Here is a 21,048-nt window from a genome sequence, read left to right as displayed (position 1 = left end):
ATATGGGACCGCCCATGCTGTAAGAAGCATCACATTATATGTATATAAGTTTGACGTTGCAGCGTTAAAACAGATGATTGCCCCCTATCCATTAATGGTTATCATTTTCGCTTTTAACAGGGTCTCTAATGATGCATATAATTGAAAAGAACTTTTAGGATTTCTTATCTGGCAGGCAAGAAGTTCTTCGAGTCTTTTGATCCGATAGCGTAAACCACTCATTGAAATGTTCAATCTCGTAAACTTTCAAAATACTCTTTACCATTCATCATCGGAACATCCCCCAATCACATTTTTCAATTGAATTGCTAGCTCCATTCTAACTAAATGATCAAAGCATATTTCTGTTGAATACATTTTTTCTAACAATTTTTGTATAATTATACTTAATAATCTAAAAATGTTGAACTTATACAAAAAATCATATACGATATCATATATGATTAATAAAATTCAAGGGGTGAGTGTCCATGACAAAAGCAAGAGTGAAGCTTCAAAAATCAGATTATTCGGAAGAGATAGAAATATTGTCAAACCGCTATATTTTAATGAATGGAAAAAAATTTGAGGTTTCACAAATAAAGTTGGATATCCCTATTTCAGGAACCGTATATGGAACATTATTAAACTATAAAGGATCATTGGAGGCATTGAAGGATGAAGTTCACCACCCTCCTTATAATGAGCCTCCTAAAGGGCCGATTCTTTATATTAAACCTAGAAACACATTTTCTTCTTTTTTAAATCCGGTTCCCCTTCCAAAAGGCATACTTGAATTGGAAATCGGGGCGGCACTTGGTATTGTAATCAGTAACACAGCGACCAGGGTCAAGAAAGAACATGCATTGGATTATATAGAAGGCTTTACGATCGCGAATGATATCAGTATCCCGCATAAAAGCGTTTACAGACCTGCCATTCGACATAAAGCCCGTGATGGATTTTGCCCTGTCGGTCCCTGGGTCGTATCCAAAGAATCGATATCTAATCCCGATTCTTTAGGAATCCGAGTATATATAAATGGAGAGCTAAAGCAAGAAAATTCAACTTCAAATCTAATTCGCTCCATTTCCCGCCTTATTGAGGATGTAACGGACTTCATGACATTGAATTCAGGGGACGTTCTTTTAGTTGGAGTTCCTGAGAATGCCCCCCTCGCAAAAGCCAATGATCAAATTAGAATAGAAATTGACGAAATCGGTTATTTGGAAAATACAATCATACCCGAAGAAAAACTATCAATGGAGGGGATTTTATGAAGAGAGCTCGAGTAGCCTATGCGGGTGCCATACATCTTGCAAGTGAATATAATGGACAGCTCCGATTAACGGATGGCCGGATTGTCGACGAGCAAGATGTTGTCTGGCTTCCCCCTTTGGAGCCCCGTACAGTGTTCGCGCTCGGCTTGAATTATGCAGACCATGCAAAGGAGCTTGCTTTTAAAGCGCCGGAAGAACCCCTCGCGTTCTTAAAGGGTCCCAATACCTTTATCGGCCACCGGGGTCAGACAAGACGGCCTGCTGATGCGGCTTATATGCATTATGAATGTGAATTGGCTGTCGTCATCGGTAAAAGGGCGAAAAACATAAAAAAAGAAGAAGCACTTATGTATGTAAGTGGCTACACAATTGCAAATGATTTTGCAATTAGGGATTATCTCGAGAATTACTACAGACCGAACTTAAAGGTTAAAAATCGCGATACATGCACCCCCATTGGCCCATGGCTAGTGGACGCTGAAGATATTCCAAATCCTTCGAATCTTGCCATCAGGACATACGTCAACGGAAAATTGACTCAGGAAGGCAATACGAAAGACATGATTTTCAGCATTGCTGATTTAATAGAATATTTCAGCAGCTTCATGACTTTGAGTCCTGGAGATATCATATTGACCGGCACACCGGAAGGATTGGCGGATACCGCTGTAGGCGATGAAATCACCACTGAAATTGAGGGGATCGGAAAACTCATTAGCACAATTGTCGGTGATGATCTTTTTACCTCAGGCCAGGAATCGTCGCACCTAAAAATCCACCTTAATGGAAGGAATTAATCACATGCCTCATATCATTATAGAATATACGGACAATATAAAAGATGAAATCCAAATTGACGACTTGTTAAAGAAGATAAATGATGTCCTGATCTCCTATCCTTCCATCTTTCCAATTGGCGGCATTCGCTCCCGGGCCATAGAATTGAAGCATTATCGGGTCGCCGATGGTTCAGAGGATGATGCGTTTGTTCATGCCATACTAAAAATTGGCGCTGGACGCCATGAAAGTGATAAAACCAAAGTATGTGATAAACTTTTCGAAACGATGGAATCCCATTTGGCATCCCTCTTTTCTAAGAGATATCTAGCCCTTTCCATGGAGCTTTCCGAATTCAGTGATTTTGGCACATATAAAAAGAACAATATCCATAACAGATATAAATGAACACCTGATCTTCCGATTTCATATTAAAGGCCTTCCCGATCAACAGGAAGGCCTTTAATAATGAAATGATATGAAACTACAGCCGTGCTTGGTTGATTTCAGCAAGATGTTCTGAACGGTTTAAGAACTCCTTGACACGATCCACATATTCCTGTTTATCATAGCCGTTATATAAAGCGCTTGCCATACGTATCGGATCCCCAAAAAAGAACCGTTCATACAACGTTTGCCTTGTTCCAAATGAACTCATGCATACATCCCATGCAAGACGATACAATTCAACCCTTTCATACGCTCCTCCATTGGCTGCTTGAAGATATTTATCTAAATCCGGTCGAAGTTCTGAATTGAAATCCGCTTCATTTGGTATCGCCATTAATCCACTGGCTCCAAGTAGCTGCATGATTTCACTGAACCTAGGGTAAATCTTCGGATAATAATTACGGGCAATGTTTAACGGTGTGAAATCAGGTGTCATTATTCCCCATTTATCCAATTTTGCATTTGCCTCCGAAGCTGTAATGAAAGCCTTTACCGTTTCAAGCGCTATGATGACTTCCGAGATTTTCTCCTGAACATGCTGGTATTGCCCAATATTGATGGTTTCTACCATTAGTTGCAGAATCCCCAGAATGAACTCAGTTTTAACGATATTCTTCGATACCACCTGATGGGTCATATGAACAACCGCATTGCTCTCATTATACGCTTGGTTACAAATGCCGACATCACCGTATGCAAACACGCGATTCCAAGGAACGACTACATCATCAAAAACGATGATTGTATCCATTTCCTCAAATCGTGAACCGAGTGGGTGATCAAAATGTGATTTACCATAGTCGAATGATTCACGACAGATGAATTTTAATCCAGGTGTATTATTAGGTATGGAGAAGGCGAATGCATAAGGGTTTTCTTCTTCGGATTGCTTAAGCAGTGTGGAAGGAAAAACCATGATTTCGTCCGTAATCCCGCCTTGTGTGGCCAATAATCTGGCTCCCTTTATAATAAGCCCTTCTGAATTCTTGCCTGCTATCCGTGCTGCGATGTAAGGGTCCGGAAGCTTTGCTGCACTAACTCCCCTATTAACCTGCGGTTGAATCAGGGTATGTGTCAATGACAAATCCTTTTCCCGGCAGAGCTCATAATAATCTTTCATATTTTTTGCAAATGCCGAATCCTGGGTTCCGAACATATCCGCAGCTGAACCGTACGCCATCATCCCACTGTTGATATAATCAGGGGACCTTCCCATCATTCCATTATTATGTCTTGCCCATTCTTGAATCATTTTTCTTCTTTTTGCGAGGTCTTCCTTTGTCCGAGGCTGCATGAATGAGGTTCCTACTCGTTCTTTGGAAGTAGGCGAGGTATAAGTCATGATGTCTTCTTTCGTGGAATCATGCTGAAGGTCATATAATTCAGCCTGGGTTTTCATGACTCCTTTAAAAGCTGGATGTTCACTGATCTTATCTTGTACTTGCTCTCCATTGATCCATACATTGGCCTTTGCTTTGTCTACCCTATTAATATATTCTTCACCTGTTTTTACCGGCATGATTGTATCCCCCTTTAGTTTCAATAAGAATGAAGCGCTTACAAATAAATTCGAAAAATTCAATTAATTACTTTAACAAAATATACCATGTGTTAAAATATATATAAAATACTTAAAAAATTGAATATGTATATGTAAATCATATGTATGAGGTGTATAAAATGGACCTCCGGCAACTAAAGTATTTTGTGACGATTGTTCAGGAAGAGCAAGTAACTAAAGCTGCAAAAAAATTACATATGGCTCAACCACCTCTTAGCCAGCAACTAAAATTAATGGAAATGGAAATCGGTGAAAAACTTTTCGATCGGAACGGAAAGAAACTTGAACTCACTGAAACTGGCAAGGTCCTTTATAAAAAAGCTGAAGCTCTATTAAACCAGTTTGAAGAAACACTTTTGGAAGTGAAGGAAGTCAGTAAAGGGCTAAAGGGCACTCTATCCATCGGGTCAGTAAAAACTTGCTTTTCTTACATTCCGCAAAGGATGAGAACGTTTAGAGAAAAATACCCTGAAATAAGCTTCAAGTTAATGGAAGGCGATACGTTTCGTATGACGGAAGGTTTACTAAACCGGGAAATCGAGTTAGCCATCGTACGACTTCCAATTAACGGTAAGCAATTCTCATCGATTAACCTTCCACCGGAAGACTTTGTACTTGTCATCCCAAAAGAATGGGATATTCCAGACTCCATTGAATTTAAACATATTAAGGAATTCCCTCTATTATTGCTGCATAGGGTAAGTGGTCAAGGTACCTATGAACTGATAGTGGATGAATGCTTCAGACATGGATTTGAACCCACCATTGTTTGTGAATGTCCTGATGCAGCAATGATTCTATCTTTAGTGAAAGAAGGAATAGGTGCTACCATCATGCCACGTACTACATCCAAATCGTTTTCAACCCAAGGTATAAAAATAGTCGAATTCATAGATTGTGAAGTACAATCGGAAGCCGCACTAATCTGGCTCGAAGAACGTTATCTTTCCAAAGGTGCCGTCAAATTTTTAGAAACCTTTTCTGAATGAGTGACCCAGTTTTCCCGAATCTTCTTTTTGATTTATCACTCCCCTATTAAACTGGATGGATTCTCGGATAAAAAGAAAAAAAGCAGCCTCTATTCAGAAGGGCTGCTTTTTCTCCCATGGACGTTAACAAAATCGATCATCATTCAATGTCGTACGACACCTTTAACGTCATGGCCAGTATTGGACTTTACGAGGATTTCATTAAAATTATCATTTGTGATCGCTTTCATATTAGCTTGACGGTTACCGAACAAGGCACCTAAGTAGCATGCCAAAAAGCCAAGTGGAATGGAAACTATTCCGGGTGAATTCAACGGGAAAATGGGGTCGCCTGTAATAATGGTTGACCCCGGTACTGGGTTCCAGACATTCGGACTTAATGCTACGAGTATAAGTGTACCAAAAAGACCAGTCATCATTCCGACTATGGCACCTGTTTTATTGAATTTTTTCCAATAGATCGTAAGAAGGATGACTGGCAAATTTGAACTGGCGGCCAATGTAAAGGCAATAGACGCTAAAAATGCTACATTGAATTCCTGCAGACCTAATGATAAAACGATTGAAAGTGCAGTCACACCAACGGATGCCCATCTTGCCATGGTCATTTGCTGTTTTTCCGTCGCTTTTCCTTCTTTTAATATTTCGTTATAAAAATCATGGGAAAATGCCGTAGCACCTGTTAAAACGATCCCAGCCACTACTGCGAGTATCGTGGCAAAGGACACGGCAGCAATAAAGGCGAATAAGATGTCGCCGCCCACAAGTTTGGCCAATAGAGGAGCAGCCATGTTTCCCGCTGGGTTAGCGGCCATGATATTCGATGTTCCAACCAATTTCGCTGCACCGAATCCAAGAAAAATGACCATGATGTGAAAAGTCCCCATGATCCACATCACCCAAACAACTGATTTTCTTGCCACTTGAGCATTGGGGACGGTCAAAAAACGAATTAATATGTGAGGCAGACCTGCTGTGCCTAGAATAAGGCCTAGTGACAAGGATGCTGCATCCCACCCACTGGCATATTTAATACCTGCCTTCAGGTAATCTGCACCCATAGGTGTCGCTGTTTTCATATCCGTGAAAATCCCGATGAAATTGAAATTCATTTTCCACATGACAATCATGAATAATATGAATACCCCGCCGATTAACAGGACGGCTTTAATGATCTGCACCCAACTTGTCGCCGTCATTCCTCCAAATAGAACAAATACCAACATGGCAATCCCTACGATGATTACAGATGTATTATACGGGATGTCTAAGAGCAATTTGAATAAAGCACCTGCTGCAACAAGTTGCCCCAGCATGTACATGACTGATATCACCAGAGTATTAAAAGCGGTCACTCCCCTGACCTGTTTATATTTGAACCTCGTGGTCACCATGTCAGCCAATGTATATTTCCCTAAGTTCCTTAATGGTTCAGCCACCAGGAATAATACGACCAGGAATGAAACAAGTGCCCCATACATCAGGAAAAAACCATCATACCCCGTTAAGGAAAATGCTCCAATCAACCCTAAAAACGTGGAAGCCGACATAAAATCCCCTGCCAACGCAAGTCCATTTTGCCTAGCGGTCAACCCGCCCCCGGCCGTATAAAAAGAGCCTGGCGTTTTCGTTTTTTTGGAAGCGTAATACGTTATAAAAAGGGTGCCTATCGACATAAGCGCAAATAGAATTACCACTGTCCAATTCATAAATCAAAGCCCTTCTTTCTCGATGATTTCTTGTATTTGCTTATCGATTTTATCCGATTTCCTTACATACATGCTGCAAACCCATACAGACATAACGGTAATCGATACACCGTATACCCACGCCCATGTTATGTCTCCAATGAAAGTGTGATCCAGGATATCTGTATAAAAAACTAAGAAGGGCAAAAGCAGGGAATATCCCATAAAAAAAATCGTAAAAGAGATGACAAACTTCTTTTTACCGGTAAGCATCTGCTGAAACTCTTTGGAAGCAACAATCTTTTCATAATCTAATAGATTAGTTTGTTCCGATTCTTCATGGTTTTGTTTTTCCATCTGCACCATCACTTCACACCTCTTTTTACATTTATTTTCCAAGGGCGGTAACCTAGCAGAAGTCTTGATTATCACAATTGAAAACAGTTCAGTACTCTTCCTTTCAATGGACCATACTCAAAGCAAGCCTTAGTAAAGAAGATTCAAACTGAAGGGTTCATGTTTAATATATCTGCTTGAAGAGGTTCTAAAGCCACGATCCCTTATTTCTTCGCTTCCTCACATTTGCACTTAAGCTTACAGATAGGGCAGCAGTATATTCTCACTGCTGCCCTGCCCCAGACCATATCTTTTGATGGCCTGCTCTCTCTTAATAGACGGCCCGCATATCTGTCATCTGATTCAACTTCTTTGTGCTTTCACTTTTCCACTCGATATGAATCTTCATATCTTCTAAGGGAAGACAATCATTGATTTGTAAATGCCCACTCTCTTGTTTGGATTCCTCCATTGTTTGATAGGCAATCCCTTCGTAAACATTTCCGTCGTTTTGCATCTCGATTAAAAAACGCCTGGCGGAGGTGTCAGAAATGCTTCTGATCATGTAACTAGGACGTTTTGATGGTTTTTGGAACGGAAATAGGAGGAATTGATTGTCCCGTGACTTTGAAAATATGTGCCAAGGTATGCCGGGATATCAGCAAACCTTCCATTCTCAATCAAGTTCCTAAGCATCGTAGAACTCACTTTTTCGTGTACAATTTCAAATTTCTCGATTTCCGTCACTTCAAAAAATCGCTTTCCTTCGATTTTCAGCGTTTCCATATTTCCTTCCCCTTTATACCCATATCGAAAATCAAAACCAGCGACGGCATGTTTGCATTTAAACCTACAAAGATACTCCTGGATAAATTCAGAAGGGGGAAGATTAGCAAATGCGGAATCGAAGTTCACGACTATCAAGGTTTCCACACCTAATTCCTGTATGATTTTTGCTTTTTGTTCTAACGGAGTAATGTATTTTTTCGGTGTTTGATCACTACCTATGATTTGCTTTGGGTGAGGAAAAAATGTCATGACCGCCAATTTTAAATCTTGTTGCAAAGCAATTTTTTTGGCTCGATTAATCAATGGTTGATGTCCTAGATAAACGCCGTCGAAAAACCCAAGCGCCATCACACACGGTTCTGTTTTAGCCGTACATAACCAATTCCATCTTCCTTTCATCTGCTTCTTGAAAGGTTCTATTAATAACTTCATCAAACAGACCTTCTATACTTCCAGCAGTTCTTTTTCGCAACTGGTAATCAAAAGGCATAAAGCTGCCCATACAGGAGTTATGGAAACACACATACCATGAGCACTCTCTCTTCCAATTTCCACTGAGTGCCCATGTTCAATTTTACGGGACGCTCGATGATTCACCCCCGCATCAGGTCTTCAAATGATGAATTCAGGTTTACTTTTTGCCAGGATCGGTTCTTCAAGAAGAACTTCTTCGCCTGATATTATATCAAGGACAGTAGATGCCTCATCAAACCATGAATCCGGGGCTTTTGCACCCCAGAATGTCTGACGCCTTGGATCATCCAGATCCCAATGAATCGGTTCGTTATCTGGGTCAGACGTTAAATAATCTCCATTGTAAAGTTCGATTCTGTGACCATCCGGATCTCTTAAATACAGGAAGAATGCATTGGATAGACCATGCCTTCCGGGTCCCCGTTCGATGGACTGTGCATACCCGAGAGAGGCCAGCACATCGCAGGCATGGATAAGTGCAAGCGGATCTGGCAGCCAGAAGCCTACATGATGAAGTCTTGGACCAACACCGTTCATGAATGCCTGGTCATGGACCGTTTGTTTTCTATGCAGCCACGTTGCCCATAAATTACCCGACTCATCCACTGTATCTTCCGAGCAGACAAAACCTAATTCTTTCACATAAAAATCATAGGCTTTTTGCACATTTGGAACACTGCAATTCACATGATCGATCCTTTGGACCCTCGAACCCCTATACAAATCGAATCGTTGCAGCAATCTCTCGGCTTTATCCATTTTGCAGAAAAATTCCACCGGCAAGCCCGAAATATCCTGAACACGGAGCGATTTTCCTATAGCATGCTGTGTTCCTGCTTCCATCCACTGCATTTTCATTCCCTTGGATTTGAAAAATGATTCCAGTTCTATTAGGTCATCCTCTTTTTCAACCTTGTATCCTATCGCTTCCACACTTGGCTTTTCTGCCTTTTGCAGGATTAGCGAATGATGATGCGCTTCCTCTAAACCGCGTAAATAAATGTGTCCATTTGTTCTTTCCGTTTCAATAAAACCTAGAGCATCCACATAAAAGGCTCTTGATTTGTCTAAATCTGTTACATTTAGTATCGTCCTCGCAACACGAATAATGGAAAAATTCATAGTGTTCTCCCCTTCTTTAATGAAATCCGGATTATTTTTCAGCAGAAGAAACGGCATTTTGATTTATGGATCCAAACTTTGGAATGTGATGTTCTCCAATTGCTACATGAATAACTTGGGTTTCTGTATAGAACTCAAAGCTATAATGGCCTCCTTCACGTCCTACCCCACTATATTTCGAACCTCCAAATGGTATCCTCAGATCCCTTACATTTTGGGAATTCACCCAGACCATCCCACTATCGACAGCTTGAGCAAATCTATGACCACGTTTCATATCATTGGTCCATACATAAGCAGCAAGCCCATACTTTACATCGTTAGCCATTCTCAGTACTTCCTCTTCCGTCTTGAAAGGAATGACTGCCATGACTGGTCCAAAAATCTCTTCCTGTGCTACAGTCATATCGTTTGTGCAGTTCAAGAGCAGCGTCGGGGCAATATAATTCCCTTCCTTGAATTCACTTGGTATGATACCGCTTACAATTTCTGCTCCTTCATCCTTTGCTATTTTCAGATAACGGGAGACATTATCAAAATGGTTTCGATGGATAAGCGGCCCGATCTCCGTTCCAGTGTCCATCGGATTTCCAATTTTGATAGTATGAACACGCTCCTTCAATTCTACAACGAACCGGTCCATTATCGATTCATGGACAAATAACCTGGAATTAGCCGTACACCGCTCCCCATTGAATGAATAGATTCCCCATACCACTGAATCCAGTGCCTTTTCTAGATCGGCATCTTCAAAAATGATCGCTGGTGATTTACCTCCGAGTTCCATGGAAAAACGTTTCATCGTATCGGCACCATTTTTTATGATTTCAGCGCCAGTCGTCGTCTCTCCGGTAAAGGAAATCAATTGGACATCAGGATGGGCAACCATGGATGCCCCCGCCGTCTCACCAAAACCGTGAACAATATTGAATACTCCTTTTGGCAAACCGGATTGATCAATGATCTGAGCCAATTTATTGGCCGTCAAGGGAGACCATTCAGCAGGTTTAAGGACACAAGTATTACCAGTAGCGAAAGCCGGGGCGATCTTCCAAGTTTCTAACATGAAAGGCGCATTCCAAGGCGTGATTAATCCCGCCACACCTATTGGTTTATGAATCGTATAATTAATGAAAGTGTCATCCACTTGATACGATTCTCCGATAAGCCTGCTTTTCACCATTTCAGAATAAAACCGGAAATTTTCCGCTCCCCTTGCTGCCTGTTTTTTTGTCTGGCTAATGGGCAAACCTGTATCGAGTGATTCCAAAAAGGAAATTTCTTCGGCGTTTTCTTCAATTAAATCGGCAATCCTATTAATATATTTCAATCTTTCTTCCACTTTCATCTTTCTCCATGGACCGTTATCGAATGCTTCTCGTGCAGCAGCTACCGCTTTATCAATATCTTCCTTAAACCCTTCAGCCACATGATTGATTGCTTGATTATTAAAAGGGCTTAGATTTACAAATGTTTTTCCTGAGGTACCCTCAACAAATTGACCATTGATATAATGCTGAACATCTTTCACGGGAAATGTTTGCATGATTAATCCTCCTTAAATCGTAATTTGGGAAGATAACATGAATTATTAGGATTCTGTAATCTTCCCAATCTATAAATTATGACTGGATGTTTTGGCCAATCAATCCGTATGATTGAAGGGTTTCACGTAGTTCTCTTTCCAAAGGTTCCGAAGGCGGGCCCATCGGCGGTCTTAATGCGGGATTGATTTTTCCCATCATCCCCATTGCCGCTTTTAATGGTCCAGGATTGGTTTCTTTAAACAAAACATCATTCAAAGGCATTAATTTATAATGGAGATCAAGTGCCTTATCAACATCACCTTCCACCCAAAGGTTGTAAATTTCCGCTACCTCTTTAGGTGTGATATTGGCTGTAGCACTAATATGCCCTGCTCCTCCAATTGTCAGCATTGGATAACATAATAATTCGATGCCCGAATATAAGAGAAAATCCCTTCCACAATTCAGTAAGACACGGTTCACATGTTCGAAATCCTTATTGGATTCCTTTACACCAACGATGTTTTTACAATCTTCAGCAAGACGAGCCAGTGTCTTCACTTCTAGATTTGTCGCCGTTCTTCCAGGTATGTTGTAAACGATCAGTGGAATGTCGACAGAATCAGCTACTGTCTTAAAATGATTGTAAAGTGCCTGTTGGTTCGGTTTATTGTAGTAAGGAACGATGACTAAAGCGGCATCCGCACCCATTTCCTGTGCTCTTTTTGTCAAATGCAACGTTTCTTTCTGATTGGCAGAACCAGTACCTGGTGCTACCGGAACACGGGCATTTGCTGTTTTAATAGCTGTTTCCATCACTAATTCCCGCTCTTCAATCGTTAATGAACTGGGTTCACCGGTAGTCCCGCATACCGAGATTCCATGGGAACCGCTTTCAATATGCCAGTTTACTAAACTTTCAATTGCTTTTACATCCACTTCCATCTTGTCATCAAACGGAGTAATCACCGGAGCGATGGAACCTCTTAAACGACTTTTGATTTCCTCGTACATTTCATCAACCACCTTTTAATTATTTTGAATATTCAGACTAATAAAAGTGAAAAAATCGGCTTTGTCTTTATAGATAATCAAATCGACTATTATAAAACAAAACCTAGGTCATTAAAGTGCCTGATCGTGATTAGTTTCAGCCCTCTGCTTGAATGTACTAATGGCATTCAGCTTATGCTTTCTAACCAATGATTCAATTTCTTCGAAAGAAGCTTTTTCCTTTAGAAGCTGTATGATGCTTTCATGTTCACGAATGGATTGGACTGCACGCTGTGGCACCATGGTAAACATGGACTTTCTGACTCGATTCATTCTTTGTTGCGATTGTTTAATTTCCTCAATTAAAAAGGAATTTCCGCACTTTTCATAAATTTTTGCATGAAAACATTCGTTTAACTTACCAAACAGCTCTAATTCAAAGTTATGGAGGGCTTTTTCCATTTCTTTGTTTAAATTAATTAGATTTTCAAAATCATGATCATTCATCGTTAAAGAACTGAGGGCAGCTGCATAGCCTTCAAGCAAAGATAAAACGGAAAGCGTTTCTATGTATTCGCTCTCATTAATGCTTGTAACCACTGCGCCACTATACGGCTTATATTGAATAAGGCCGTCAGATTCCAATTGTCTGATCGCTTCCCTGACTGGAATTGGGCTTAGACTCAGTTCTTTCGCTATTTGATCGATAATGATCCGCTGTCCAGAACCGTATGTTCCATCCAATATTAATTTACGAAGGTGCTCATAGGCTATTTGCTTTTTACTGGTGTTTTTGTTTTTATCTTCCATATTTTTATCATATATGAAATCATATATGATTGCAATCCATTTTTATTCAAAATCATATATGATTTGTGTTTTTTCATATCTAACTAGATTGCTTAATTATGATCAGTTAGCTTTGGAAGCAAAAAAACTCCTTGATGAAGGGAGCTTTAATTTGTAGGCAAACAGGTTTCGGAATGGTCTCTTTGCGAAACCTGTTTGATTTTTTATTGGATTTGATCCAGTTATAGAGAACAACGACTGGTGTTTAGTAAGCTGCATCTGCGGCAACAGCTTCTGGTTTTTTCAACTTGATGCTCTAAGATATGATTATCATGCTTTTTCCCGGTGTGACTATCGCCCCCAACACAAATCCATTGCGGCGGTCTGCTGCCGCATGAAACGATTTGGCAAACTGGTTTGTTCGACTTTATCTTTCACATAGTGGCCACTCTCAGGATCCGTTGAACTTTCTTTAAACTCCTTGGTTTCTTCCTATATAAATTTATCTGGTGGAAAAGGCTTCTTTCCACTGTTTTCACGATCTTGATTTATTTCTTCTTGAAGGTGTCCTTGATAGGCTCGTGTTTCCTTACGCACGTTCAAATTTCCGTTTATTCTCACCGGTTTTCACATATGTCGAAAGATAGCATCCTTATCCCTCAAGCTTTAATACTAAAAAGACTTTAGGTAAAAGAAGTCCTATCTACCTGTCAAACCAAAGTTGATTAGAACAGGTGCTCGAGCTCCTGCGGAAATACACTTCCAAGGGAGACCCCGCAGATGCAAAGCACCGAGGGCCGACCGTCCGCGGAAAGCGAGTGCCTGGAGGCTACGGTCAAATTTTAAAAGCAGATAAACTTCCTTGATGATTTTCCTGTACCTTTTGAAATTTCATGACCTCTTCTAAACATGGACTGCTTCGATATTTTCCAACTAAAAAAACCTGCAGACCCTCATCTAGCCAGGAAGTCTGCAGGTTTTTAAAAAATTATGCCATTTTTGATTTAACGAATGAATGGATTCTTTCAACAGCTTCTTCAAGAAGATCCAATGAAGTCGCATAAGATAGCCTGATGTTATCAGGTGAACCAAAACCTGAACCTGGAATAACTGCCACTTTTGCTTCTTCCAGCAATGCAGTCGTAAAATCTTCGACATTGCTGTAACCTGTTAATTCAGCTGCGCGTGTAACATTCGGGAACAAGTAAAATGCACCTTGTGGTTTAATGCAGCTTATCCCTGGGATTTCAACTAATTTATCATATATTTTATTCAAGCGGCCTTCAAATGCTTGACGCATTTCTTCTACGGGCTCCTGGGAACCTTCATAGGCGGCAATCGCTCCATATTGTGCGGTTGTGGTTGGGTTCGATGTGCTATGGCTAGCAAGGTTCGTCATTGCTTTAATGATGGACTCATCGCCGACTGCATAACCAATTCTCCAGCCTGTCATTGAATGCGATTTAGAAACACCATTGATGATGATCGTTTGCTTTTTCAATTCAGGTGAAATCTCTGCAATGGATGTATGTGTTGCATTTCCATAAACCAATTTTTCGTAAATTTCATCGGATACGATCAAGATATCATGTGCCAGGCAAACTTCCCCGATAGCCGCCAGTTCTTCCCTGGAATAAAGCATACCCGTTGGATTGCTTGGCGAGTTGATGATAACCGCTTTCGTTTTCTCGGTAATGGCTTGTTCTAATTGTTCTTTTGTTATTTTATATTGATTTTCTTCCGTACCGACCACATAAACTGGCTTTCCGTCAGCAAGCTTGATTTGCTCAGGATAACTTACCCAATACGGGATTGGTACAATGACTTCATCTTCTTCATCCAGAATAGCTTGAAACAGTGTGTAAAGAGCGTGCTTAGCACCTGAGCCGACTAAAATTTCAGAAGGCTTGTATTCCAAACCTTGATCACGCTTTAATTTGGCGGCAATTGCTTCTTTGAGCTTCGGAAGACCAGCAGATGGCGTGTATTTAGTTTGACCTTCATTCATGGATTGAACAGCTGCTTCTATTATATGTTTAGGCGTATTATAGTCGGGTTCACCGGCCCCTAAACCAATAATATCAAGACCTTGAGCTTTAAGCTCCTTTGCTTTTGCCGTGATGGCCAATGTTGTAGATGGCGTTAATGATTGAACCCGATTCGCTAATTTCATATTAAATTAATCCTCCATTCTAAATGCTTCGATAATACTTAAGCCATTCCCCAGTTTTAAAATCATAATAATCATAGTTAAAACGCTCTGATTCATCAAGATACGTTACTTCCCAAAGTGGAACGTTCTTTTCCATGCCAAGCTTGACTGAAATGATTTTTTGTGGGTTTAGCTTATCTTTAACAATGCTTAAGATTTCTTTTTTCGATTTACCATCTTTATAGTTTTCGACTACTATCTCTTTTTTCTCATCCTTAGGAAGCCAGACTATTTTTTTAGTCCCTTTTTCTCCCTTACCAATGATGACGGAATATGAATCCTGCCCATTATAGAGATAGTATTCGTCCATGGATACAAGGCCGCCCTCTTCCTTCGCCTTTTCAAAAGCCTCATTACCAGCTTCTTTTTTAGGCTGCAACGCTTTAATATATGCCCCGCTGACAAATCCGATAAAACAAAGGATTAGGATAGAAGCAATAATCAACCATTTTTTCAAAGCTGCTTTTCCCACTTTCTATGTACGATAAATTGTAAATATCGCTTTTTCTTGATCTTCGGAATCCAATGCCAAACCAAACATTAAGTCATCTTTTTTCAATGTTCGGTTCAAAGAATCCACGATTTTATACAGATCAGGAGAATGTTGCAGCCTGACTGTCGAGATTACTTCAATTTTACTTTCCATGAAAACGCCCCTCCGATTTAAAATTTGTCAACAACCACTGGTATGAATAGGGTTAGAAGGCTTTACCACCTTTCACATTATACCAGTTCAAAGATCATTTTTCTTTAAAATTTCATAAAAATTCAATAGGATTTATGAATTATCTCCAGAGTCTTTAAATCCACTCTTCTATCATATCGGCCATTTCCATTATTGACGTTTGGTGCCAATTGACTGCAGGAATGGCCTTTTGAAATTCCGGGCCATATTTGGCTGTGACGACGCGGCGATCAAGAATAACCAAGATCCCTTTATCTTCTGGAGTACGTATTAACCGGCCGAATCCTTGGCGAAATCTTAATAAGGCTTCAGGTAAAGAATACGCAGAGAAAGGATTGCGCCCTTGCTTCTCGAGAAGTTGGCATTTAGCAGCTGTCACTGGTTCATCCGGAGGTGAGAAAGGCAGCCTGACAATCACTAAACAAGATAAATCCTCACCTGGAATATCGACGCCTTCCCAAAGGCTGGTTGTTCCAAAAAGGACTGCTTTCTCGAAGTTTTGGAAGTTCCTTAGCAACCTCATTCGGCTTCCACCAGAAATTCCTTGAGCAAACAATGTGAACTCATCCAGAACCCCTGTGTCTTTGATGGCATAAAAAGTAGCCCGAAGCATCTCATGTGAGGTGAATAATACCATCATCCTGCCTTTAGCTGCCTGTGCAGCGGCAATAATATGGTTTGCTGCCGTTTCGGAAAACTCCTCCACCGATAAGCAATTGATATCTTGTATATCATTGGGAACAAGAACCTTTACAAGTTCCTTATAGGGAAATGGCGAAGGAAAACTTGCTGTCTGCATCGGTTCATTCTCTAATCCAAGTTGTTCTTTAAAATACTGAAAGGAATCCTTCACTACAAGGGTTGCTGATGTCATGACGACACTTTTCTGACGACCGAAATAGGAATCCCACAACCATTTACTTCCTGCAATCGGCTGAACTGTCAGAGTCACCCCATGCTGTGGTGCTGCATTCGTATAGTCAAGCCAATAAATATTTTCTTCATGCGGCTTAATGAAAAACTCATGTAACGAATCCCTTGTATCCTGCAAATGTCCAAGAAGCACTTCAATATCATTTAAGTAAAATAATGAATTTTTACCTAAAGGGGACTCGTGATTCAATAAAAGGGCCAATCTTTGCGAGAGCTCCGTGATGATATACCCCAGTAAGTCAACCAATCGCTCAGCAACCAGGATCGCTTTACCCCATTTACCATCTTCTATCTTGAAAGAGATCCGTTTCGGACTTATGGAACGTGAAAGTTTTTCAGCCTGATTGGAGAGGTAATAAAAAAGCTGTTCGAATTCATAGGAAAAATCATTCAGTTTTTGATCCAATTCATGCCGAGAGTTCCCTTCCGTCAGCCTATTATTTAATAGTAATCTATCCAATTTATATAATAATTGCTTTTGATCTGATGTGCCTAGTCTGTTCAACATCGTCTTCACTGAAATATAATTCAGCCTTCTTCCAAGCTGTTTAGAGGCAGCCTGTTCCAAATGGTGCGCTTCATCGAGTATCAGGTACCCTTTCTTGGGAATCAAAGCGTCTTCGGCAAGAAGATCCGTCATTAAAAATGAATGGTTAGTGATAATGACATCTGCCTTGGCTGCCGTTCTTTTTGCCCTTTCAAAAAAATCCAATTTCTGCCAGGGTTGTTTTAAACCTGCGTATGTAAGGCCATCACTTTGCAGCCGATTCCAAAACAGCTGACCTCCGCTTGTAAGATTCAATTCGTCTTTATCGCCAGTTTCGGTTTCGGTAAGCCAAACCAATATCTGCATTTTCGTTAATGCCGTTTCATAATTATCTTCCTTTTCACGTAATGCCCTTTCGAACTTTGCCAAGCTCAAATAATTACTTCTCCCCTTTAATAAAACAGCTTGAAAGGTAAAGGGAAGAATTGTCTTCAGCTTAGGTACCTCGTTTTGGAGAAGTTGATCCTGCAGCTGAAGCGTATACGTCGAAACGACGACCGGTTTTTGATGTTTTCTAGCAAAATAAACGGCTGGAAGCAAATAGCCTATGGATTTCCCAATACCAGTCCCTGCCTCAATGATTGCATCTTGGCTGGTTTCAAAGGAATGGTGAATCATATTCATCATATCAAGCTGTCCCTGTCTTGCTTCAAAAGCAGGGAACGCACTTTGAAGCAAGGACATTTTTTCATCATCATCGAGCGGAAATTCCGACTCCGTGCCTTTATGATCACTTTCCTCGCCGGCCTTTTTAAATGCAAGGCCCCTATAAGTTATAAGTTCGGGTGAATGAACTTCTGCCTTAGCAAGTTTGCTTGCAATGCAAGCATCTATCAATTCGGAAATTTCACTTTGTAAGGAATAAGATAATCGATATAACTGTTTAAGCGTCATCACCGGAAGATTCATCAGCTTTTTTTTCAATTCCAGCAATAATAAAGCCGTCGCATATGCATCACTATCCGCTTGATGGGGCCTGGAATGATCCAGGTTCTCTTCTTTTGCAAGCTGGTGCAGCTTATATCCATCGGATGTTGGTTTTAAAATTTTTGCTAACTCTACCGTATCAAGGGTGGAACCATAAAATGGCTCAAACCCGCATCGTACTAATTCTTCCTGTAAAAAAGATAAGTCAAATAAAACATTATGGGCAACAAAACATGCCCCTTCGATCAGCCGGGCAATATTTTCTGCGACATCCTCAAAGTCAGGTGCATTTTTTACCGTCTCGTTGCTTATTCCGGTCAATTCTTCTATAAACAAGGAAATTTCCTGTCCAGGGTGGATGAATGTCGAGTATTCATCAACAATTTGGTCATTTTCGATGACCACGCCAGCAAATTGAATAATCCTATCCCCTTTTTTCGGAGAATTCCCTGTTGTTTCCAAATCGACCACTACATATCGTTGCGTCATGAATTGTACACCTCAAACTTCTCTTTCTCCACATCCTGATGGAATTCTCTTATCTTTTTTATACCATAATAATCGTAATAAAGGAAACACACCGTTCATCAGACCTTTTTATAATCAATTTCTCCCCTTCCACCCACAGACAAAAAGGGCCGGCTCATGTATGCATGGTTCATGCGCATGAGCCGGCCTTCCGCTTACATGATTGTAGCTGCAGGTTCGTTTGAAATCAAATCAATGATTTTGTTATTTTCATCCATAATTGCAACTTTTGGCTTGTGATCTCCCAGTTTTTCTTCGGCGACCATCATATAAGAAATGATGATCACGATATCATCCGGCTGAACCAGTCTTGCAGCTGCTCCGTTCAAACAAACAACACCACTGCCGCGTTCACCGGCAATCACATATGTTTCAAGCCGTGCACCATTATTATTATTCACGATGGCGACTTTTTCATTTGGCAGAATACCTACCGCATCAATTATGTCTTCATCAATTGTAATGCTGCCCACATAGTTCAAATTAGCTTCTGTTACCCGTGCACGGTGAATTTTACCATTCATCATCGTTCGAAACATCTATATTCCCCCCTGATCTTTCTGATTTTATTCGATGTTTAAAGTAATATTATCAATTAGCCTTGCATGCTTGAATTTAACCGCTATTGCGATGATGATGTTTCCAGATAGCGTTTCAAGTGGTTTAAGTTCCGGGTATTGATAGACTTCAATATAGTCGATCACACCATTTGTATGGTCCTCAATATGTTCCCTTACCATTGCCGTAACGCTTGAAGGATTCCTTTCACCAGATTCAACGGCTTCTTTCGCCTTTAATAAACTTTGGTACAACTCTTTAGCTTCCTTGCGTTCTTGATCTGATAGGTAAACATTTCGCGAGCTTTTCGCTAACCCATCTTCTTCACGTACGGTATCTACAGCAACTAGCTGAATCGGGAAATTAAAATCTTGGATCAAACCATCTATCACGGCGACCTGTTGGGCATCCTTCTTACCGAAGTAAGCGCGATCAGGAAGGATGATATTGAAGAACTTCGTTAAGACTGTCGCTACACCATCAAAGTGTCCTGGCCTTTGTCTACCACATAAACAATCCGTCCTGCTTTGGACAACCACTTTGACCGATGGTTCTTCACCGTACATTTCTTGGACTGTTGGATAGAAGAGATAATCCACTCCGGCATTGGAAGCAATATTTTCATCACGCTCCCTATCACGTGGATATGTTTCAAAGTCCTCATTTGGTCCGAATTGCAACGGATTGACAAAAATGCTCAATGCCACAATATCATTTTCTTTCCGTGCCTCTTCCAAAAGGGTGGCATGCCCTTCATGTAAAAAGCCCATTGTCGCTACATAGCCAATACTTTTTTGATTACTTTTTTCTTCTCGGAGCACCTGTTGCAAGTCATCTGCTGAAGTAAAAGTTTTCATCTTGTCCCTCCGTAAAGTTCGGTAAGCTGCTCTTCCTTCATCGTAAATGAATGTTCCTTCGATGGAAAATCTTTAGCTTTCACTTCACTCACATACTTCGTTATCGATTGACCGATCAGTTCGTTCGCATCTCCATAAACTTTTACGAATTTTGCTACACGATCAACACCATATCTGATGACATCATGAAAAACGAGAACTTGACCATCTGTGTCGGCACCTGCTCCAATTCCTATGGTTGGAATTCCGAGATTCCGTGTGACGAGTTCCCCCACTTGATATGGTACACATTCAAATACTATTGCCATCGCCCCCGCCGCTTCACACTTTTTCGCATCCTCCACGAGCTGTGCTGCAGCTTCGGCGTCTTTTCCTTGTACTTTATATCCGCCAAGAACGCCAACGGATTGCGGAGTCAGGCCAAGATGAGCTACAACTGGGATGCCCGCTTTCGTTAATGCTGATATTTTTTCAACAACATCATCCGCTCCCTCAAGCTTCACAGCATCCGCATGACCTTCTTGCATGATACGGGCTGCATTCTTGAGGGTTTCATCCATTGAAAGGTGATAGCTCATAAAGGGCATATCAGTCACGACAAATGTATTTGGCGCCCCGCGTTTTACTGCCTTTGTATGATGAATCATGTCATTCACCGTTACAGGAATGGTTGAGTCATAGCCCAATACGACCATTCCTAATGAATCGCCCACTAAAATCATGTCTACACCTGATTGTTCGGCTAACTTTGCTGACGGATAATCATAAGCCGTAAGCATGACAATTTTCTCTTGATTTTGTTTCATTTTCAAAAATTCTCCGGACAATTTCATTACGTTTCCTCCTTTTTGATGGAGGAGATGAAAACATCAGCGTTTTAAAAACTGGTGTCTATACATTCATACGCAAAAAAAAGACTGACTAAAGAAGGATCTGTTTCGTTACGAAAATGGCTATAAAAGCCACATATCGTTCACTAAAACATCACTTTACTTTTTAGTCAATCTCTTTGTTCCATCAGAAGTTTCATCCCTCCGTCCCAGTCCAG

At 40.7% G+C, this 21,048-nt stretch carries 21 protein-coding genes and 1 pseudogene; 4 read left to right on the top strand and 18 right to left on the bottom strand.

Annotated elements, in window-relative coordinates; all coding sequences use genetic code 11:
- Positions 1 to 84: 84 nt before the first annotated feature.
- Positions 85 to 234 carry a helix-turn-helix domain-containing protein gene (locus tag ACQKMH_RS05740; protein WP_427586459.1) on the bottom strand — a complete coding sequence of 50 codons (150 nt, stop codon included), beginning with the start codon at positions 232 to 234 and terminating at the stop codon, positions 85 to 87.
- Between the two features lie 236 nt (positions 235 to 470).
- Between ACQKMH_RS05740 and ACQKMH_RS05735 the strand changes: the two genes are divergently transcribed.
- From ACQKMH_RS05735 to ACQKMH_RS05725, 3 genes are read left to right on the top strand one after another with little or no spacing between them, the layout of a single operon-like run.
- Positions 471 to 1,259: a fumarylacetoacetate hydrolase family protein gene (locus ACQKMH_RS05735; RefSeq protein WP_427586458.1), complete on the top strand. Its 789-nt coding sequence runs from the start codon at positions 471 to 473 to the stop codon at positions 1,257 to 1,259.
- Positions 1,256 to 2,056 (top strand): fumarylacetoacetate hydrolase family protein, encoded by an 801-nt coding sequence (locus ACQKMH_RS05730; protein ID WP_427586457.1) that lies wholly within the window; start codon positions 1,256 to 1,258, stop codon positions 2,054 to 2,056. Before ACQKMH_RS05735 ends, ACQKMH_RS05730 begins: the two co-directional genes overlap by 4 nt.
- A gap of 4 nt (positions 2,057 to 2,060) precedes the next feature.
- Positions 2,061 to 2,444 (top strand): 5-carboxymethyl-2-hydroxymuconate Delta-isomerase, encoded by a 384-nt coding sequence (locus ACQKMH_RS05725; protein WP_427586456.1) that lies wholly within the window; start codon positions 2,061 to 2,063, stop codon positions 2,442 to 2,444.
- Positions 2,445 to 2,520: 76 nt separating this feature from the next.
- Here the strand turns inward: ACQKMH_RS05725 and hpaB are convergent, their stop codons facing one another.
- Positions 2,521 to 4,005: a 4-hydroxyphenylacetate 3-monooxygenase, oxygenase component gene (gene hpaB / locus ACQKMH_RS05720; protein WP_427586455.1), complete on the bottom strand. Its 1,485-nt coding sequence runs from the start codon at positions 4,003 to 4,005 to the stop codon at positions 2,521 to 2,523.
- A gap of 161 nt (positions 4,006 to 4,166) precedes the next feature.
- Here hpaB and ACQKMH_RS05715 point away from each other — a divergent pair, with 161 nt between their 5' ends.
- Positions 4,167 to 5,036: a LysR family transcriptional regulator gene (locus ACQKMH_RS05715; protein ID WP_427586454.1), complete on the top strand. Its 870-nt coding sequence runs from the start codon at positions 4,167 to 4,169 to the stop codon at positions 5,034 to 5,036.
- A gap of 143 nt (positions 5,037 to 5,179) precedes the next feature.
- Here the strand turns inward: ACQKMH_RS05715 and ACQKMH_RS05710 are convergent, their stop codons facing one another.
- From ACQKMH_RS05710 to panB, 16 genes and pseudogenes are all read right to left on the bottom strand, one after another.
- Positions 5,180 to 6,745, bottom strand: coding sequence for a solute symporter family protein (locus ACQKMH_RS05710; RefSeq protein WP_427586453.1), 1,566 nt, complete (start codon positions 6,743 to 6,745; stop codon positions 5,180 to 5,182).
- A gap of 3 nt (positions 6,746 to 6,748) precedes the next feature.
- Positions 6,749 to 7,090, bottom strand: coding sequence for a DUF485 domain-containing protein (locus ACQKMH_RS05705; protein WP_427587520.1), 342 nt, complete (start codon positions 7,088 to 7,090; stop codon positions 6,749 to 6,751).
- A 301-nt stretch (positions 7,091 to 7,391) separates the two neighbouring features.
- Entirely contained in the window at positions 7,392 to 7,577 is a 186-nt protein-coding gene (locus ACQKMH_RS05700) for a hypothetical protein (protein WP_427586452.1), read from the bottom strand.
- Between the two features lie 44 nt (positions 7,578 to 7,621).
- Positions 7,622 to 8,281: a hypothetical protein gene (locus tag ACQKMH_RS05695; RefSeq protein ID WP_427586451.1), complete on the bottom strand. Its 660-nt coding sequence runs from the start codon at positions 8,279 to 8,281 to the stop codon at positions 7,622 to 7,624.
- A 180-nt stretch (positions 8,282 to 8,461) separates the two neighbouring features.
- Complete coding sequence (hpaD, locus tag ACQKMH_RS05690) at positions 8,462 to 9,445, bottom strand: 3,4-dihydroxyphenylacetate 2,3-dioxygenase (RefSeq protein ID WP_427586450.1); 984 nt, start codon at positions 9,443 to 9,445, stop codon at positions 8,462 to 8,464.
- Positions 9,446 to 9,476: 31 nt separating this feature from the next.
- Positions 9,477 to 10,991, bottom strand: a complete 1,515-nt coding sequence (gene hpaE / locus ACQKMH_RS05685) for a 5-carboxymethyl-2-hydroxymuconate semialdehyde dehydrogenase (RefSeq protein WP_427586449.1) — start codon at positions 10,989 to 10,991, stop codon at positions 9,477 to 9,479.
- Between the two features lie 76 nt (positions 10,992 to 11,067).
- Complete coding sequence (hpaI, locus tag ACQKMH_RS05680) at positions 11,068 to 11,985, bottom strand: 2,4-dihydroxyhept-2-ene-1,7-dioic acid aldolase (RefSeq protein WP_427586448.1); 918 nt, start codon at positions 11,983 to 11,985, stop codon at positions 11,068 to 11,070.
- 111 nt (positions 11,986 to 12,096) lie between these two features.
- Complete coding sequence (locus tag ACQKMH_RS05675; RefSeq protein ID WP_427586447.1) at positions 12,097 to 12,774, bottom strand: GntR family transcriptional regulator; 678 nt, start codon at positions 12,772 to 12,774, stop codon at positions 12,097 to 12,099.
- Between the two features lie 247 nt (positions 12,775 to 13,021).
- Positions 13,022 to 13,393, bottom strand: a pseudogene (locus ACQKMH_RS05670) (transposase); the annotation flags it as partial.
- A 348-nt stretch (positions 13,394 to 13,741) separates the two neighbouring features.
- The gene (locus ACQKMH_RS05665) at positions 13,742 to 14,926 is read right to left on the bottom strand and encodes a pyridoxal phosphate-dependent aminotransferase (protein ID WP_427586446.1); all 1,185 of its coding nucleotides are present in this window, start codon (positions 14,924 to 14,926) and stop codon (positions 13,742 to 13,744) included.
- A gap of 19 nt (positions 14,927 to 14,945) precedes the next feature.
- Entirely contained in the window at positions 14,946 to 15,422 is a 477-nt protein-coding gene (locus ACQKMH_RS05660) for a DUF5590 domain-containing protein (protein WP_427586445.1), read from the bottom strand.
- Between the two features lie 18 nt (positions 15,423 to 15,440).
- Positions 15,441 to 15,611, bottom strand: a complete 171-nt coding sequence (locus tag ACQKMH_RS05655) for a YpmA family protein (RefSeq protein ID WP_064505144.1) — start codon at positions 15,609 to 15,611, stop codon at positions 15,441 to 15,443.
- A gap of 154 nt (positions 15,612 to 15,765) precedes the next feature.
- Positions 15,766 to 18,546 (bottom strand): ATP-dependent DNA helicase DinG, encoded by a 2,781-nt coding sequence (dinG, locus tag ACQKMH_RS05650; protein ID WP_427586444.1) that lies wholly within the window; start codon positions 18,544 to 18,546, stop codon positions 15,766 to 15,768.
- 194 nt (positions 18,547 to 18,740) lie between these two features.
- Positions 18,741 to 19,124 (bottom strand): aspartate 1-decarboxylase, encoded by a 384-nt coding sequence (gene panD / locus ACQKMH_RS05645; protein ID WP_427586443.1) that lies wholly within the window; start codon positions 19,122 to 19,124, stop codon positions 18,741 to 18,743.
- Between the two features lie 27 nt (positions 19,125 to 19,151).
- Complete coding sequence (gene panC, locus ACQKMH_RS05640; RefSeq protein ID WP_427586442.1) at positions 19,152 to 20,000, bottom strand: pantoate--beta-alanine ligase; 849 nt, start codon at positions 19,998 to 20,000, stop codon at positions 19,152 to 19,154.
- On the bottom strand, positions 19,997 to 20,833 hold the full coding sequence (gene panB, locus ACQKMH_RS05635; RefSeq protein WP_427586441.1) for a 3-methyl-2-oxobutanoate hydroxymethyltransferase: 837 nt from the start codon (positions 20,831 to 20,833) through the stop codon (positions 19,997 to 19,999). Before panB ends, panC begins: the two co-directional genes overlap by 4 nt.
- Between the last annotated feature and the right edge of the window lie 215 nt (positions 20,834 to 21,048).

It is taken from the genome of Peribacillus sp. NPDC097895 (genome assembly GCF_050277555.1).
In the GTDB taxonomy this organism is placed as follows: Bacteria; Bacillota; Bacilli; order Bacillales; family DSM-1321; genus Peribacillus.
This window is presented reverse-complemented; position numbering and strand designations above follow the sequence as displayed.